This window comes from Bradyrhizobium sp., from assembly GCF_052389815.1.
GTDB lineage: Bacteria > Pseudomonadota > Alphaproteobacteria > Rhizobiales > Xanthobacteraceae > Bradyrhizobium.
The window spans coordinates 36,579-52,021 of the sequence record NZ_JBQTHN010000065.1 but is presented as its reverse complement, the minus strand read 5'-3'; the positions used below and the strand labels follow the sequence as shown (position 1 = coordinate 52,021).

The window sequence follows — 15,443 nt, the reverse complement described above, 5'->3', positions numbered from 1 at the left end:
GAAACGACGGTGCCAGATACAGCCGACAGCTATGTTTGCGGCATCTCCGACGCTCCGCTGCTGGGCGAAACCATCGGGCGCAGCCTGGACAGGGCGGTATCGCGCTGGGGCGACCGGGAGGCGCTGGTGTCGCCGAGCCATGGCGTGCGCTGGACATGGAAGGAATTTGCCGGGCGCGTCGATGCGCTCGCCGCCGGCTTCCTCGCGCTCGGGCTGGAGCGCGGGGCGCGGATCGGCATCTGGTCGCTGAACCGCCCGGAATGGGCGCTGACGCAATTCGCGGCCGCCCGTGCCGGGCTGATCCTCGTCACCATCAATCCCGCCTACCGTCTCAGCGAGCTCGAATTCGCGCTGGCCAAGGTCGGTTGCTCGGCGATCGTGGCGGCGACCGCCTTCAAGACCAGCAACTACATGGAGATGCTCAACACGCTGCTGCCTGAGCTTGCAGCGTCGCAGCCCGGAAACCTGCGCGCTGCAAGGCTGCCGAACCTGCGCGCGGTGATCCAGATCGGCGGGCCGCTCTGTCCCGGCGCGCTGGCCTTTGACGAGGTCGCCGCCATGGGCGGCGCGCGGCACCGCGAGCAGCTTGCCGCGCTCGGCAAGGCGCTGCAATTCGACGATCCCGTCAACATTCAGTTCACCAGCGGCACGACGGGCTCGCCCAAGGGCGTGACGCTGACCCACCACAATATCCTCAACAACGGCTATTTCGTCGGCCGCGCGATGCGCCTGACCGAACGCGACCGCATCTGCATCCCGGTGCCGCTCTATCATTGCTTCGGCATGGTGATGGGCAATCTCGCATCCGTTACGCTCGGCGCCGCCATGGTCTATCCCGGCGAGGGCTTCGATCCCCTGGTCACGCTGCAGACCATCGAGCAGGAGAAGTGCACGGCGCTCTACGGCGTGCCGACCATGTTCATCGCCGAGCTCGATCATCCCGAGTTCTCGCGCTTCGACCTGAAATCGCTGCGCACCGGCATCATGGCGGGAGCCCCCTGCCCGGTCGAGGTGATGAAGCGCGTCAACAACGAGATGAACATGGGCGAGGTGACGATCGCCTACGGTATGACCGAGACCAGCCCGGTGAGCTTCCAGAGCGCGGTGGACGATCCGCTGCAGCGCCGCGTCTCCACCGTCGGGCGCGTGCATCCCCATGTCGAGGTCAAGGTCGTCGACCTCGAGGGCCGGATCGTGCCGCGCGGCGAGCGCGGCGAGCTCTGCACCCGCGGCTACAGCATCATGCTGGGTTATTGGGACGAGCGCGAGAAGACCGCCGACGTGCTGGACGCCAACGGCTGGATGCACACCGGCGATCTCGCCGTCATCGACGCGGAGGGCTATTGCAACATCGTCGGCCGCATCAAGGACATGGTGATCCGCGGCGGCGAGAATCTCTACCCGCGCGAGATCGAGGAATTCCTCTATCGCCATCCGAAGATCCAGGACGTGCAGATTTTCGGCGTCGCCGACGACCGCTATGGCGAGGAGCTGTGCGCCTGGATCAGGACGCGGCCGGGCGAGAGCCTGACGGCGGAAGAGGTCCGCGCGTTCTGCCAGGGCCAGATCGCGCACAACAAGATCCCGCGCTATGTCGAATTCGTCGACGAATTCCCGATGACGGTGACCGGAAAGATCCAGAAATTCATGATGCGCGATGCCGTCGAGGCGCGGCTCGGCCTGAAGGCGGCGAAGACGGCGTGAGAGATTGTTCGTCATGCCCGGGCTTGACCCGGGCATCCACGCCTTAACTTCCTTGCCGCCGCAAAAGACGTGGATGGCCGGGCATAGGCGAGCGGAAGCGACGCCGTCCTTCGGACGGCTATGCCCGGCCATGACGAGTTGAGAGAGCGCGCGCTCGGCAATCCTACACCGGCAATCCCTGCTGCTGCGCCAGCTCCTTCAACGAGACCAGCGGCCGGGCGCCGATGTGCTGGATCACTTCGGCAGCGGCGAGCGCGCCGAGCCGGCCGGCCTTGTGATGGCCGGCGTTGCGGACGAGGCCGAACAGGAAACCGGCCGCGAAGAGATCGCCGGCGCCGGTGGTGTCGACCATCTCCTCGATCGGGAAGGCGGGCACGGCGACGACGCCGTCGGCTGACACAACCACGCAGCCCTTTTCGCTGCGGGTGACGACGGCGAGTTTGGTGTCGGCACCGAGCTGCTTCAGCGCCGTATCGAAGTCCGACGTCTGATAGAGCGAATGCAATTCCGATTCGTTGGCGAAGATCAGGTCGACCGTGCCCTTGCGCATCAGGTCGAGGAATTCTTCGCGATAGCGATCGACGCAGAAGGAATCCGACAGCGTCAATGCAACCTGGCGGCCGGCACCATGCGCAATCGTCGCCGCCTTCACGAAGGCTTCCTTGGCGCTCTTCGGATCCCACAGATAGCCTTCGAGATAGACGATGCGCGAAGCCTCGATCTGCGCCGCGTCGATGTCGGCGGGCGTCAGGTCCTGCGCGGCGCCGAGATAGGTGTTCATGGTGCGCTCGCCGTCCGGCGTCACCAGGATGTAGGAGCAGCCGGTGGCGGCACCATCGGCAGCCGGCTTCGTCTCATAGGCGACGCCGGCGGCGCGGATGTCGTGGGTATAGAGTTTGCCGATCTGGTCGTCCTTGACCTTGCCAACATAGGCGGCGCGCGCGCCGAGATTGGCGACGCCGACGATGGTGTTGGCAGCCGAGCCGCCGGACATTTCGGTGGCCGGGCCCATGTCGCGGTAGATTGAGGCCGCCCGCGCCTCGTCGATCAGCGCCATGCCGCCCTTGGTCATACCGTGGTCGGCCAGAAACTTCTCGTCGGTGCGCACCAGCACGTCGAAGATCGCATTGCCGATCCCCAGCACGTCGTACTTCGCCTCAGCCATTAACCGTATCCCGCTTTGAAATGGTGGCCCGCGGTTATCACGTTCCCCCGCGTGGCATCAAGGCAAGCGGCCTCGTTTGCGCATGATCCGGTCGGAAAACCGGTGCCCACTTTTCCGGACATGCCGGCGCGGCAGCAGGCTATTGGCGCCGAGCGCACCTGACCGTGAAGAGATAAACCAGAAACAGCGGCGCCAATCGCGGCGCGATCCTAAGCAGTCCGCGCCGGATCGCGTTCTTGACCGTTCCTCGCACATGGCCATAGAGGTGCCGCTCATAGGCTGACGAAGAGGTCGTGATCAAATCCTGCACCGGCTGGAGACCGGCCGTTTCCAGCAGGAATAGAAATCCCCTCGGCGTGTAGTGATTGATGTGCCCATACCTGGCGGTTTGGCGGATGCTCTTGGCGATGTTGAAGCCGCCCTCCAGCGGCACCTCCAGGATGACCTCCCTGGCGACGCGAGCCAGTTCACGCAGCAGTATGCGCTCGTGCTCGACGTGTTCAAGAACGTGAATGCAAATTGCCAGATCGAAAAACCCGTCCGGGTATGGAATATGATAACCGTCAAACACCGTGGCCTGTTTGAGACGTTCAAGGCCAAGCCTGGAGATCGCCTCTACGCCGCTTTCCGATATCTCAACTGCATGTAGCTCATCGGCCAGATCTGCTTTCTCGAGACCGGACAGAACCGAGCCGTTGCCGGCTCCAACATCCAGGACAACACGCCAGCGGGCATTGTTCGCGACCGACCTGATGTGCTCTACGGTCGACTCTGCCGAAAGGTTGCGCTTGTGCTCGAGCGCACTGTCCTTGCGGTAATAGCCTGAATACAGGTCCTTGTACTCTTGGTTGAGCAGAGACATATCAACACCGGATCGCGCGCGGCGCCTTCCTGATCGTCCACAATCAAACCGAGCAGCGGGGCGAGCATAACAAGGGGCGACTTCTGGCGCAATTCTCCCCGGGATTGCGGGTCGGCGACCCCGGCAGCGACCTCGTTGACGGCAAGACCTGGGAGCCGTTGCGTCGGCGTCAAACACACCCTCCCGAAACGTTAGCCTCCAAGGACGCTGTCCCGATAGGCATGAAGCGCAACGATCTCTATAGAGATCGGAATGATTCGCGCTTTCCTCACGGTCTCCACGGGCACGCTGGCCTCGCGGCTGCTCGGCTTCGCACGCGATTCCATGGTTGCGGCGCTGCTCGGCGCCGGCCCCGTGGCGGATGCCTTCCTGGTGGCGTTTCAGCTCGTCAACGTGGTGCGGCGGCTACTGACCGAGGGCGCGCTGAACGCGGCGCTGGTGCCGGCCTGGCTGCGGCTGCGGGAGACCGAGGGCGCCCTCGCCGCGGCCGCCTTTGCCGGGAAACTGCTGGGCACGGTGAGCGCGGTGCTGATCGCGGCGACCGCGTTGATCGCGCTTGTCATGCCGCTGATCATCACGGCGCTGGCGCCGGGGTTTGCCGGCAGCGAGGCGCTCACGATGGCCGTCGCCGATGCCCGGCTGATGCTGCCTTATCTCGCTTTCGCGGGACCGGTGACCGTGCTGATGGCCATCACGAACGCGCAAGGCCGCTTTGCGCTCACCGCCTTCTCGCCACTGCTGTTCAACATCGCGCTGCTCGCGGTGATGGTGGCGCTGCTGTTGTGGCGACAGGATGCGGCGCGCGCGGCGCCGATCCTCGCCGCCGTCGTCGGCCTTGCCGGGCTGCTGCAACTGTCGATCCTCGTGCTGCGCCGGGGCGAGGCCGCCGCCACGCCCTTGCGCGTGTCGTTCGATGCACAGATGCGCGGCTTCTTCGCCAATGCCGTCCCCGGCATGATCGCCAGCAGCGGGCCGCAGCTCCTGATGGTGGCGGCGGCGGTGATTGCGTCGTCCGCGCCGTCGGCGGTGTCGCGGCTCTATTTCGCGGGTCGGCTGATCGAGCTGCCGCTGGGACTTGTCGGCGTCGCCATGGGCACGGTGCTGGTGGGAGAATTGACGCGCGCGGAGAGAAGCGGCGATGCGGCCGCCGTGGCGCATGCGCAATCGCGCGCGATCGAGCTGGCAGCAGGCCTCGCGCTGCCGGCCACGCTGGGGCTGATGGTGCTTGCCGAGCCGATCGTGCGGCTGTTGTTCGAGCATGGCGCCTTCACCGCGGGCGACGCGACTGCCACCGCCCGCGCGCTGACCTGGCTGGCGCTGGGCCTGCCGGCGCAGGTGCTGTTCAAGGCGCTGGCGCCGGCCTTCTTCGCGCGCGGAAACACGGCCACGCCGCTGCTCGCCGTGCTCAAGGGCATTTTGCTGGCGCTGGCGACCGCCTACCTGTTCGGCCGCTTCTTCGGCGCGGAAGGCATCGCCGCCGGCATTGCGCTCGGCGCCTGGGGCAGCGCGCTCTCCCTGATCCGCGAGGGCGCCACCCGGTTCGGATTTTCGGTCGACGCCGCCGCGCGCCGCCGGCTGCCGCGCATTGCGGCGGCGGCGCTGGCGATGGGCGCGGCGCTCTGGCTGGTGCCGATCGCAAGGCTGAACGGCGCCGTCCAGGCGGCTTGCCTCCTCGGCCTGATCGCCGCCGACGTCGTGCTCTACGGCCTGCTCTTGCAGCTTTTCGGCGTCACCTCCTGGCGCGAGACGGTTAACGCGCTCAAAGGCTCCCGGCCCGACTTGCGCGGCTGAAATCCCCGTGGCAAACGACGCGGCGAATACAGACGGGAACGAGAACCATGGCGTTCGCACAACGGGTTTTTTCAGGCGTCCAGCCGACGGGCAATCTGCATCTCGGCAACTATCTCGGCGCGATCGTCAACTTCGTGAAGCTGCAGGAAACCCATAACTGCATCTATTGCGTCGTCGACATGCACGCGATCACCCAAGGCGTCGAGGTCTGGGGCGGGCCGGCGGAACTGGCGCGCAGCACCCGCGAGGTCACCGCGGCGTTCATCGCGGCCGGCATCGACCCGAAGAAGCACATCGTGTTCAACCAGAGCCAGGTCTCGGGCCATGCGGAGCTTGCCTGGATATTCAACTGCGTCGCCCGCGTCGGCTGGCTCAGCCGCATGACCCAGTTCAAGGAGAAGGCCGGCAAGGACCGCGAGAACGCTTCCGTCGGGCTCTACGACTATCCGGTGCTGATGGCCGCGGACATCCTGCTGTATCGCGCCACGCATGTGCCCGTCGGCGAGGACCAGAAGCAGCATCTGGAGCTTTCGCGCGACATCGCGCAGAAGTTCAACAACGACTTCGCCGATTCGATCCGCAGCCAGGGCTTCAACGACGGATTGTACTTTCCGCAGCCGGAGCCGCTGATCACGGGGCCGGCGACGCGGGTGATGAGCCTGCGCGACGGCACCAAGAAGATGTCGAAGTCGGATGCGTCGGACAATTCGCGCATCAACCTCACCGACGACGCCGACCTCATCGCGCAGAAGATCCGCAAGGCCAAGACCGATCCGGAGCCGCTGCCGACGGAGGAAGATGGTCTCGGTCCCCGTCCCGAAGCCGACAATCTCGTCGGCATCTATGCGGCGCTCGCCGGCGTCTCCAAGCAGGCGGTGCTGAAGGATTTCGGCGGCGGGCAGTTTTCCAGCTTCAAGAACGCGCTGGTCGAGCTGTGCGTCGCAAAATTGTCGCCGATCGCCGGCGAGATGAAGCGCCTGGTCGCCGATCCCGGCCATGTCGATGCGATCCTGATCGACGGCGCCGGCCGCGCCCGCGCCATCGCCGACGAGACCATGCGCAAGACCAAGGATATCGTCGGCTTCATCCACCAGCGCTGACTTCGCCGGAGCCGGGAACTCCGAAACAGTCATTCTTGCCTTGATGGTAGAATTCGTGTATGGTTCTACCACGAGGCAGCGATGCACTTGAACATCAAGAACGACGAAGCCCACAAGCTGGCAACCGAGCTCGCCGAATTGACCGGCGAAAGCCTGACCTCGGCCGTGACGCTGGCCTTGCGGGAGCGCCTGGCGCGCGAGCGCCGCCGTCGGCAAACGGACCGCATCGCGGCCCGATTGATGACGATCGGAAGCCGGTTTGCCGCTCTCCCCGATACCGGGCGCAGCCCAGACGAAATCCTCGGCTACGATGACGATGGCCTGCCGACATGATCGTGATCGATAGTTCGGCGATCATCGCCATCTTCCGCCAGGAGGAGGACGCCGAACACTATGCCCGAAGCATCGCCGGCGACGACGATCCGGTCATATCCGCCGCCAATCTGGTGGAGACGTCAATTGTATTGCGCGGGCTGAAAAAGATCGCGCCGGAAAAGGCCGAGCGATGGCTCGACGATTTCCTAAAGACCGCGGGCATTCGCATAGAACCGGTGACACCCGATCAGGCACAAGCGGCTCGCTCGGCACACCTGCGATTCGGCAAGGGAACCGGGCATGGCGCGTCGCTGAACTATGGGGATTGCTTCGCCTACGCACTGGCAAAGGCGATGGACGCGCCGCTGCTATGCAAGGGGGACGACTTTCCGTTGACCGACATCGGCATTGCGCAGGGCGCCTAGTCTCCGAAACTCCACGCTCCCCCTACCCAAAGCCGCAGCGAGTATGGCAGCATGCGCCGGTTTGGCAGCACCGGGACATGCATGACCAGTCAGCGACACGCTTACGAATCGGGTCACAAGCCAAAATGCCTTGTCATCGTCGACGACACCGCGGAATGGGACCGCGCGGTCTACTATGCCGCGCGCTGGGCGATGCGGGTCGGCGGCGGCGTGGTGATGCTGCGGGTGATCGAGACCGAGGATGCCAACCAGCAATGGCTGGGGGTCGCCGAGGTGATGCGCGCGGAGGCCTATGAGGCCGCCAACGAAGCGCTCGACCGCGCTTCCGGCCGCGCCAACGGGGTTGCCGCCATCACGCCGGAGCGGGTGATTCGCGAGGGCAGTCCCGGTGAGCAGATCCTCGACGTGATCGACAAGGATCCCGACATTTCCATGCTGGTGCTGGCCGCCAATCCCGGCCCCGAGGGCCCGGGCCCGATCATATCGACCATGGCCAAGACGGTCGGCTTGTTCCCGATCCCCCTGATGGTCATCTCGGGCGCGCTGAGCGACGCCGAAATCGACGGCCTGTCTTGAGCCCGCCTGGTGGGCCTGCCCGCCTTGCGCCAGCGCAAGGCGCACCTGCCGGAACCATGCTGTAAGTCCTTGACGCAATGCGGAAACGCCGTCGTCGCGCCCTTGACCGTGCGCCGCGCGACGCCATCTGCTAAGGAGACCTCACGCGCCGGCCTTGAACCGGCGACGCCGGAGAAGATCATGTTCATCCAGACCGAAGCCACCCCCAATCCCGCCACGCTGAAATTCATCCCGGGCCGCGTCGTGCTCGATGCCGGCACCCTGGAATTCACCAGCCGCGATTCCGCCCACCGCTCGCCGCTCGCCGCGCGCCTGTTCGAGGTGCCCGACGTGACCGGCGTGTTCTTCGGCTACGATTTCATCACCGTGACCAAGGCCGGCGGCGACTGGCAGCACCTGAAGCCCGCCATCCTCGGCTCCATCATGGAGCACTACATGTCCGGGGCGCCGCTGCTCGCCGACGGCTCCGCCGCCAACGACGAGGAGGCGGACGAAGCCGACGAATTCTTCAGCGAGGCGGACGCCGACACGGTCGCGCAGATCAAGGACCTGATCGAGACGCGCGTGCGTCCGGCGGTGGCCAATGACGGCGGCGACATCACCTTCCGCGGCTTCAGGGACGGCATCGTCTATCTCAACATGAAGGGCGCCTGCGCCGGCTGCCCGTCCTCGACCGCGACGCTGCAGCACGGCATCCAGAACCTGCTCCGGCATTTCTTGCCCGACGTGGTCGAAGTCCGGCCGATGTGATGAGCGGGCGAATGGCGAACAGGGAGTGGCGAATAGGGATCAACTCGAATATTCCATTCGCCATTCGCTACTCGCCATTCGCTTGCCTCCCATGCTGATCCTCGCCATCGATACCGCGCTCGACGCCTGCGCCGCTGTTGTGCTCGACACCGACAGCGGCAAGATGGTCGCGCAGGAATCACAGGCGATGAAGCGCGGCCATGCCGAGGCGCTGATGCCGCTGGTCGCGCGCGTGATGAAAGAGTCCGGCCTCGGTTTCGCCGCGCTCGACCGCATTGCCGCCACCACCGGCCCCGGCAGCTTCACCGGATTGCGCGTCGGCCTGTCCGCGGCGCGCGGCATCGCGCTGGCCGCCAACAAGCCGGCGGTCGGCATCACCACCCTCGCCGCATACGCCGCGCCGCATGTCAGCGAACACGGCCAAAATCCGATCGTCGCCGCGATCGATGCCCGCCACGACCACGTCTATCTGCAGGTCGTGACCGGCCACGGCGAAGCGCTGCTGACGCCGCGCCTGGCTTCGATGGAGGAAGCGCTCGCCGCCTCGCGCTTCGGGGCGCCGCTCCTGGTCGGCAACGCCGCCGATCTTCTCGCCGAGCGTTGGCCGAAGGATGCGAGTCCGCCGGTCAAGGTCGATCAGCAGGCCGCGCCCGACATCGTCTGGGTGGCGTGGCTTGCCGCTGCGGTCGATCCGGCCGTGGCGACGCCGCGGCCGTTCTACCTGCGCGCGCCGGACGCCAAGCCGCCGGCCGATCGATTGCCGCGCGCCACGGAAACGCAGGCGACGTGATGGGATGGCTATCGGACTGGTGGGGCGGCGGCGCGGCCGTGGTCGAGCCCGCAACGCCCCGCGACGCAGCGCGGCTGGCGCAGCTGCATGGCGCGTCATTTCATCGCGGCTGGGGCGAAGGCGAGTTCGACGTGATGCTGCGCGAGCGCAACACGCTGGTGCACCGCCTGAGGCAAGGCCGCAACGTGATCGGCTTTGCGGTGTCGCGCATGGCCGCCGATGAAGCGGAGATCCTGTCGATTGCGGTCGACGAGCGCCATCGCGGCCGCGGCCTGTCGCGCAATTTGCTGCTCACCCATCTCGGCCACCTCGCCGGGAGGGGCATCAGAAAGATATTTCTGGAGGTCGAGGAGAACAACCTGCCGGCGCGAAGGTTGTACGAACGCATGGGATTTGCCGTCGTCGGCCGCCGCGAAAGGTACTACCAGCAAGCCGGCGGGGAACAGCTGAATGCGCTTCTGATGCGGCGCGACTTGTCGTAAGCTGCGTAAGATGGCAAACCACCGCCGTCTCCGTTCAGGGCCAAACCATGACCGCACTGAAACCCTCCTCCGCGCCATTACCGTCGGCCAAGGCATCCGGCATCGAGGCGCGTTGCGCCGCCACCGGGATGCGCATGACAGAGCAGCGCCGCGTGATCGCGCGCGTGCTGGCGGAAGCGGAAGATCACCCCGACGTCGAGGAACTGTATCGCCGCTGCGTGGCGGTGGACGATAAGATCTCGATCTCGACGGTGTATCGCACGGTCAAGCTGTTCGAGGATGCCGGCATCATCGAGCGGCACGATTTCCGCGAGGGCCGCGCCCGCTACGAGCAGATGCGCGACAGCCACCACGACCACCTGATCAACCTGCGCGACGGCAAGGTGATCGAGTTCACCTCGGAGGAGATCGAGAAGCTGCAGGCCGAGATCGCCCGCAAGCTCGGCTACAAGCTGGTCGACCACCGGCTGGAGCTGTATTGCGTGCCGCTCGACGACGACAAGAACTGACCTCGTCGCAATTGCCCATAGCGTTTTCAAGCGAAGTGGAAACCGGTTCGCGTGAAGAAAACGCGTCAAACAAATAACGTGAACCTCGATCTCGTCATCTTCGACTGCGACGGCGTGCTGGTCGACAGCGAGGTCATTTCCTGCCGCGCGCATGCGCAGACGCTGACGAGGCACGGCTATCCGATTTCCGAAGAGCAGGTGCTCGAGCGCTTTCTCGGCCGCTCGATGCGTCAGTCGATCCACGAAATCGAGGCGGAATTGGGCAGCCGCCTGCCGGATGACTTCCACTCCCAAGTGTATGCGGAGATTTTCCGGCTGTTTGCGACTTCTCTGCAAGCAACACCTCACATCGCCGAGGCGCTGACCGAGATTGCAACACCCGTTTGCGTCGCGTCGAGCGGGCCGCCCGAGAAGATCAGCACCAGTCTCAATCACGTCGGTCTGTACGAGCGCTTTGCACCGCACATCTTTTCTGCGGTGCAGGTACGGAATGGCAAGCCGGCGCCGGACCTGTTCCTGTTCGCCGCCGAACAGATGCGGGCTGCGCCTGCGCGATGCCTCGTCATCGAGGACAGCCTGGCCGGCATCGAGGGCGCCCTCGCCGCCGGCATGACCGTGCTCGGTTTCCATGGCGGCAGCCATTGCGGCCAAGGCTATGGCGACCGGCTGCTCGCAGCCGGCGCGGCTGCGGTGTTCGACGATATGCGGCAATTGCCGGATCTGGCTCAGCGGGTTGCAGCCGAAGTCGCAGGCTAGCCAATCCTTTGTAATCCGACGATCCTGAGCAGTGCGCCATCAGGCAGGCTCAGATGCTGGCGGAGACTTTGTGATGATCAAGACGACACGATTTGATGCCGCCGATTATCTCGACACCGAAGAACGTCAGGTTGCCTATATCTCAGCAGCGCTCGAAACCGGCGATGCTGATTTCGTGCGTGACGCGCTTGGTCTCGTTGCGCGTGCACGCGGATTGGGAGAGGTCGCAAAAAATGCGGGCCTGAACCGTGAGAGCCTATATAAGGCGCTCGGGGAATCCGGTAATCCAGAATTCGCCACGGTCATGCGTATCGTCCGCGCGCTGGGCCTCACGCTCTCGGCGCGGCCCGCGGCGAGGGGACGAACATCAAGGCGGCGCCGGGTCGCTTGATGGAGCGGAGCCAGGTCTCACCGTTCGGTGGTGTCTCAGTTTGAAAACTGCGCTCAACCTGACCTTGTCGAAGGCGCCCCAGCGCGCACCCTTCGACAAAGCTCAGGACGAGCGGGACCTGTTCCATTGAAAGTGAGATATACTGCCCTTGATCTCGTGCCGCTTTCTTTACTCGGGCATGAATGGAGGTCGGGTGATGGCAAAGCGGGGAAAGTGTCTTTGCGGTGCTGTGTCTTTCGAGTTCTCCGGGGCGGAGAACTGGCGCGGGCATTGCCACTGCGAAAGCTGCCGCCGCAACACCTCGTCCCCGTTCACTACATGGTTCGGTGTTCCCAACGAGGCCCTTTCCTTTACCGGAAAGATGCCGAAAGTCTATGCTTCGTCTCCCGGTGCGCGTCGCATGTTTTGCGGCGATTGCGGAACCCCGATCGCCTTTGAGCATGACAAGTTTCCGTATGAGATTCATCTGTATGCGGCGAGCCTAGAAAATCCCGAGGATTTTCAGCCGGATTTTCATATGCATTGGAACGAGCGGCTGCATTGGCTGCACTGGAGCGATGGTCTCCCCAAATACGCGACCACACCGGTTGGAGCACAGCCTATGATGGAGCCCTGATCGCTGCTCTGTCGTCCGAAAATTCAAACTGAGACACTACCCACCGTTCGTCATTCCGGGATGGTCCGAAGGACCAGACCCGGAATGACGCGCTAAACGACGGCTATTCCACTGGATTTCCGGCCCCTTAGGCTATATTTGAGCCCTGCGCCAAGAATGGCGCCGCTAGCTCCCTTACAGGTTCCATGACGCCGCCGCGCAAGCTGCACATCAAATCCTATGGCTGCCAGATGAATGTCTACGATGCGCAACGCATGGTGGACACGCTGGCGCCTGAAGGCTTTGTCGAAACGGCGAGCGCGGAAGACGCCGATCTCGTCATCCTCAACACATGCCACATCCGCGAAAAGGCCTCGGAAAAGGTCTATTCCGAGCTTGGGCGGCTGCGCGTGATGAAGGAAGAAGCCGCGGCAAGCGGGCGACAGGTCAGCATCGCGGTGGCCGGCTGCGTGGCGCAGGCCGAGGGCGAGGAGATCATCCGCCGCGCGCCCGTGGTCGATGTCGTGGTTGGACCGCAGAGCTACCATCATCTGCCGCAGCTGCTGGCGCGCGCGAAACGCGACGGGCGCGCGCTGGAGACCGAGTTTCCGGTCGAGGACAAGTTCGGCTTCCTCGCCGCGCCGAAGCCGGATGCGATCCGCGCGCGCGGCATTTCCGCTTTCGTCACCGTGCAGGAAGGCTGCGACAAGTTCTGCACCTTCTGCGTGGTGCCGTATACGCGTGGCGCCGAGGTGTCGCGGCCGGTCGAAAAGATCGTCGACGACGTCAAGCGGCTCGCCGATAACGGCGTGCGCGAGATCACGCTGATCGGACAGAACGTCAACGCCTATCACGGCGAAGGACCGGACGGGCGGAGCTGGCCGCTTGGCAAGCTGCTCGACCGCCTTGCCGAGATCGAAGGCGTGCTGCGCCTGCGTTATTCGACCAGCCATCCGCTCGATGTCGAGGACTCCCTGATCTCGGCGCATCGCGACAACCCGGCGCTGATGCCGTTCGTGCACCTGCCGGTGCAGTCCGGCTCCGACCGCATCCTCGCCGCGATGAACCGCAGGCATACCGCTGCCGAATACCTCGATGTCGTCGAGCGTTTCCGGCGCGCGCGCCAAGACATTGCATTTTCATCGGATTTTATCGTCGGCTTTCCCGGGGAAACCGCACAGGATTTTGCCGCCACCCTCGCGCTGGTCGGGCAAATCGGTTACGCTGCGGCTTATTCGTTCAAATATTCGCCGCGGCCGGGAACGCCGGCGGCGGACTTGCGGGAGACGGTGTCACAGGCCGATATGGACGAGCGATTGGAGCGCCTCCAGCAACTGATCGACAGCCAGCAATCGGCCTTCAACCTGGCTGCGATTGGCACGACGGTCGATGTGCTGTTCGAGCGGCCCGCGCGCAAGGACGGCCAGATCGTCGGCCGCACCGCCTATCTGCAACCCGCGCATGTGATGGCTTCGCCCGACATCGTCGGCAAGGTGCTGCCGGTGCATGTCGAGAGCCTCGAGCGTTACAGCCTGCTCGGCCATCTCGCCGCGCCCGCCGCGCCGCCCGCCGAATCCCGAATGACCACTGGAGCCTGAGCCCTTGGCCAAAAGCGCATCGGATTCGCCTTCGCTCGCTCCCAGCCGCAAACTCGACCGCGACATGCAAATTCCGCCTGAGACGCAAGTCGTCATCGACTTCGACGAGAACCGCGCCGTTTCCGCCCTGGTCGGTCCCTACGGCCAGAACCTGGCGCTGATCGAGCGCCGGCTCGGCGTCGTCGTCGATTCCCGCGGCAACCACATCACCATCGCCGGCACAAACGACGGCTGCGACGCCGCGCGGCGCGTGCTCGAAACGCTCTATGCGCAGGCAAGCCAGGGCCACGACCTTGACCAGGGCGAGGTCGAAGGCGCCATCCGCGCGGTGATCGCGCAGGGCTCGCTGTTCGAATACGACGCAAAGGCGGCGAAGTCGCAGTTCGAAACCATCAATCTGCGCAAGCGCCCGGTGCGCGCGCGCACCGCCGCGCAGGATTCCTACATCCGCGCGCTGAAGCGCCACGAGCTGGTGTTCGGCGTCGGCCCCGCCGGCACCGGCAAGACCTGGCTTGCGGTCGCCTATGCGGCGCAGCTGTTCGAGCGCAAGGAGGTCGACCGCATCATCCTGACGCGTCCGGCGGTGGAAGCCGGCGAGCGGCTCGGCTTCTTGCCCGGCGACCTCAGAGAGAAGGTCGATCCATATCTGCGCCCGATCTACGACGCGCTCTACGACCTGATGGATGCGCGCATCGTCGAGCGCGCGCTGCAGGGCGGCGAGATCGAGATCGCGCCGCTCGCCTTCATGCGCGGCCGCACGCTGACCAACGCCGTCATCATCCTCGACGAGGCGCAGAACACGACCTCGATGCAGATGAAGATGTTCCTGACGCGCCTCGGCGAGAACAGCCGCATGATCGTCACCGGCGATCCCTCGCAGATCGACCTGCCGACCGGGCAGGCCTCGGGCCTTGCCGAAGCCTGCAAGCTGCTCGACCGCGTCGAGGGCATCTCGCAAGTGAAGTTCACGGCCGAGGACGTCATCCGCCACGAGCTGGTGGCGCGGATCGTCGCTGCCTATGAGGGATTGCCGGCACGGCCGGCAACCGGAAAATCTTGACCCAACAAACTGCCGCCGGAAACCCGAGGCAATCGGGTTCCGGCCGTCTCCAAGTTCCGAGAACGATGGCGCGCCCCGCCCTGCCCCAGACCGAAGTCCTCGTCACCGCCCCCTGCTGGCAGGCGGAGCCGGGCGCGGAAGCCGTGATTCATCGCGCCATCGCGGCGGCCGCCGACATCGCCGATGCCGACACCGGCGATGCCGAACTCGCGGTGATGCTGACCGATGACGGCGGCATCCGCACGCTGAACGGCAACTGGCGCGGCATCGACAAGCCAACCAACGTGCTATCCTTTCCGGCGCTGCAGCCGGCCGGCGAGGCGCCCGACGACATGCCGCGCATGCTCGGCGACATCGCGATAGCCTATGAGACGACGCGGCGGGAGGCCGATGAGGAGCAGAAGCCGTTCGACCATCATTTGAGCCATCTCGCGGTGCACGGCTTCCTGCACCTGGTCGGCTACGATCACGAGAACGACGACGACGCCGAGGCGATGGAGGCGCTGGAACGCGAGATCCTCGCCCAGCTCGGCATTCCCGATCCGTATGCGGGAAGCGGGAACGGGTGAACTGA

At 65.0% G+C, this 15,443-nt stretch carries 18 protein-coding genes; 16 read left to right on the top strand and 2 right to left on the bottom strand.

The features are described 5' to 3' along the window. Positions 1–9 precede the first annotated feature (9 nt). Positions 10–1,704 carry an AMP-binding protein gene (locus ACT4OC_RS11440; RefSeq protein ID WP_444839093.1) on the top strand — a complete coding sequence of 565 codons (1,695 nt, stop codon included), beginning with the start codon at positions 10–12 and terminating at the stop codon, positions 1,702–1,704. 163 nt (positions 1,705–1,867) lie between these two features. Here the strand turns inward: ACT4OC_RS11440 and ACT4OC_RS11435 are convergent, their stop codons facing one another. Beyond that, positions 1,868–2,869, bottom strand: a complete 1,002-nt coding sequence (locus tag ACT4OC_RS11435; protein WP_444839092.1) for an adenosine kinase — start codon at positions 2,867–2,869, stop codon at positions 1,868–1,870. A gap of 139 nt (positions 2,870–3,008) precedes the next feature. Next, positions 3,009–3,731: a class I SAM-dependent methyltransferase gene (locus tag ACT4OC_RS11430; RefSeq protein ID WP_444839091.1), complete on the bottom strand. Its 723-nt coding sequence runs from the start codon at positions 3,729–3,731 to the stop codon at positions 3,009–3,011. 252 nt (positions 3,732–3,983) lie between these two features. Here ACT4OC_RS11430 and murJ point away from each other — a divergent pair, with 252 nt between their 5' ends. The 15 genes from murJ to ybeY all read left to right on the top strand — a co-directional run bounded on the left by murJ (position 3,984) and on the right by ybeY (position 15,438). After that, positions 3,984–5,522, top strand: a complete 1,539-nt coding sequence (murJ, locus tag ACT4OC_RS11425; protein WP_444839090.1) for a murein biosynthesis integral membrane protein MurJ — start codon at positions 3,984–3,986, stop codon at positions 5,520–5,522. Between the two features lie 47 nt (positions 5,523–5,569). After that, positions 5,570–6,622: a tryptophan--tRNA ligase gene (trpS, locus tag ACT4OC_RS11420; RefSeq protein WP_444839089.1), complete on the top strand. Its 1,053-nt coding sequence runs from the start codon at positions 5,570–5,572 to the stop codon at positions 6,620–6,622. A gap of 81 nt (positions 6,623–6,703) precedes the next feature. Further along, positions 6,704–6,955: a type II toxin-antitoxin system VapB family antitoxin gene (locus ACT4OC_RS11415; RefSeq protein WP_444839088.1), complete on the top strand. Its 252-nt coding sequence runs from the start codon at positions 6,704–6,706 to the stop codon at positions 6,953–6,955. Then, positions 6,952–7,362, top strand: a complete 411-nt coding sequence (locus tag ACT4OC_RS11410; RefSeq protein ID WP_444839087.1) for a type II toxin-antitoxin system VapC family toxin — start codon at positions 6,952–6,954, stop codon at positions 7,360–7,362. Before ACT4OC_RS11415 ends, ACT4OC_RS11410 begins: the two co-directional genes overlap by 4 nt. An 81-nt stretch (positions 7,363–7,443) precedes the next feature. After that, positions 7,444–7,938, top strand: coding sequence for a universal stress protein (locus ACT4OC_RS11405; protein ID WP_444839086.1), 495 nt, complete (start codon positions 7,444–7,446; stop codon positions 7,936–7,938). A gap of 180 nt (positions 7,939–8,118) precedes the next feature. Next, positions 8,119–8,688, top strand: a complete 570-nt coding sequence (locus tag ACT4OC_RS11400; protein ID WP_444839085.1) for a NifU family protein — start codon at positions 8,119–8,121, stop codon at positions 8,686–8,688. Positions 8,689–8,779: 91 nt separating this feature from the next. Further along, positions 8,780–9,478 carry a tRNA (adenosine(37)-N6)-threonylcarbamoyltransferase complex dimerization subunit type 1 TsaB gene (tsaB, locus tag ACT4OC_RS11395; protein ID WP_444839106.1) on the top strand — a complete coding sequence of 233 codons (699 nt, stop codon included), beginning with the start codon at positions 8,780–8,782 and terminating at the stop codon, positions 9,476–9,478. Continuing rightward, entirely contained in the window at positions 9,478–9,960 is a 483-nt protein-coding gene (gene rimI, locus ACT4OC_RS11390; RefSeq protein WP_444839084.1) for a ribosomal protein S18-alanine N-acetyltransferase, read from the top strand. Before tsaB ends, rimI begins: the two co-directional genes overlap by 1 nt. Positions 9,961–10,007: 47 nt before the next feature. Further along, complete coding sequence (locus ACT4OC_RS11385; RefSeq protein WP_444839083.1) at positions 10,008–10,469, top strand: Fur family transcriptional regulator; 462 nt, start codon at positions 10,008–10,010, stop codon at positions 10,467–10,469. 78 nt (positions 10,470–10,547) lie between these two features. After that, positions 10,548–11,225: an HAD family hydrolase gene (locus ACT4OC_RS11380; RefSeq protein ID WP_444839105.1), complete on the top strand. Its 678-nt coding sequence runs from the start codon at positions 10,548–10,550 to the stop codon at positions 11,223–11,225. A gap of 73 nt (positions 11,226–11,298) precedes the next feature. Further along, positions 11,299–11,616, top strand: a complete 318-nt coding sequence (locus tag ACT4OC_RS11375) for an addiction module antidote protein (RefSeq protein ID WP_444839082.1) — start codon at positions 11,299–11,301, stop codon at positions 11,614–11,616. 196 nt (positions 11,617–11,812) lie between these two features. After that, complete coding sequence (locus ACT4OC_RS11370; RefSeq protein WP_444839081.1) at positions 11,813–12,232, top strand: GFA family protein; 420 nt, start codon at positions 11,813–11,815, stop codon at positions 12,230–12,232. A gap of 185 nt (positions 12,233–12,417) precedes the next feature. Further along, on the top strand, positions 12,418–13,809 hold the full coding sequence (miaB, locus tag ACT4OC_RS11365; RefSeq protein WP_444839080.1) for a tRNA (N6-isopentenyl adenosine(37)-C2)-methylthiotransferase MiaB: 1,392 nt from the start codon (positions 12,418–12,420) through the stop codon (positions 13,807–13,809). 4 nt (positions 13,810–13,813) lie between these two features. Then, on the top strand, positions 13,814–14,869 hold the full coding sequence (locus ACT4OC_RS11360) for a PhoH family protein (protein ID WP_444839079.1): 1,056 nt from the start codon (positions 13,814–13,816) through the stop codon (positions 14,867–14,869). Between the two features lie 65 nt (positions 14,870–14,934). After that, positions 14,935–15,438 (top strand): rRNA maturation RNase YbeY, encoded by a 504-nt coding sequence (gene ybeY, locus ACT4OC_RS11355; RefSeq protein WP_444839078.1) that lies wholly within the window; start codon positions 14,935–14,937, stop codon positions 15,436–15,438. Positions 15,439–15,443 lie beyond the last annotated feature (5 nt).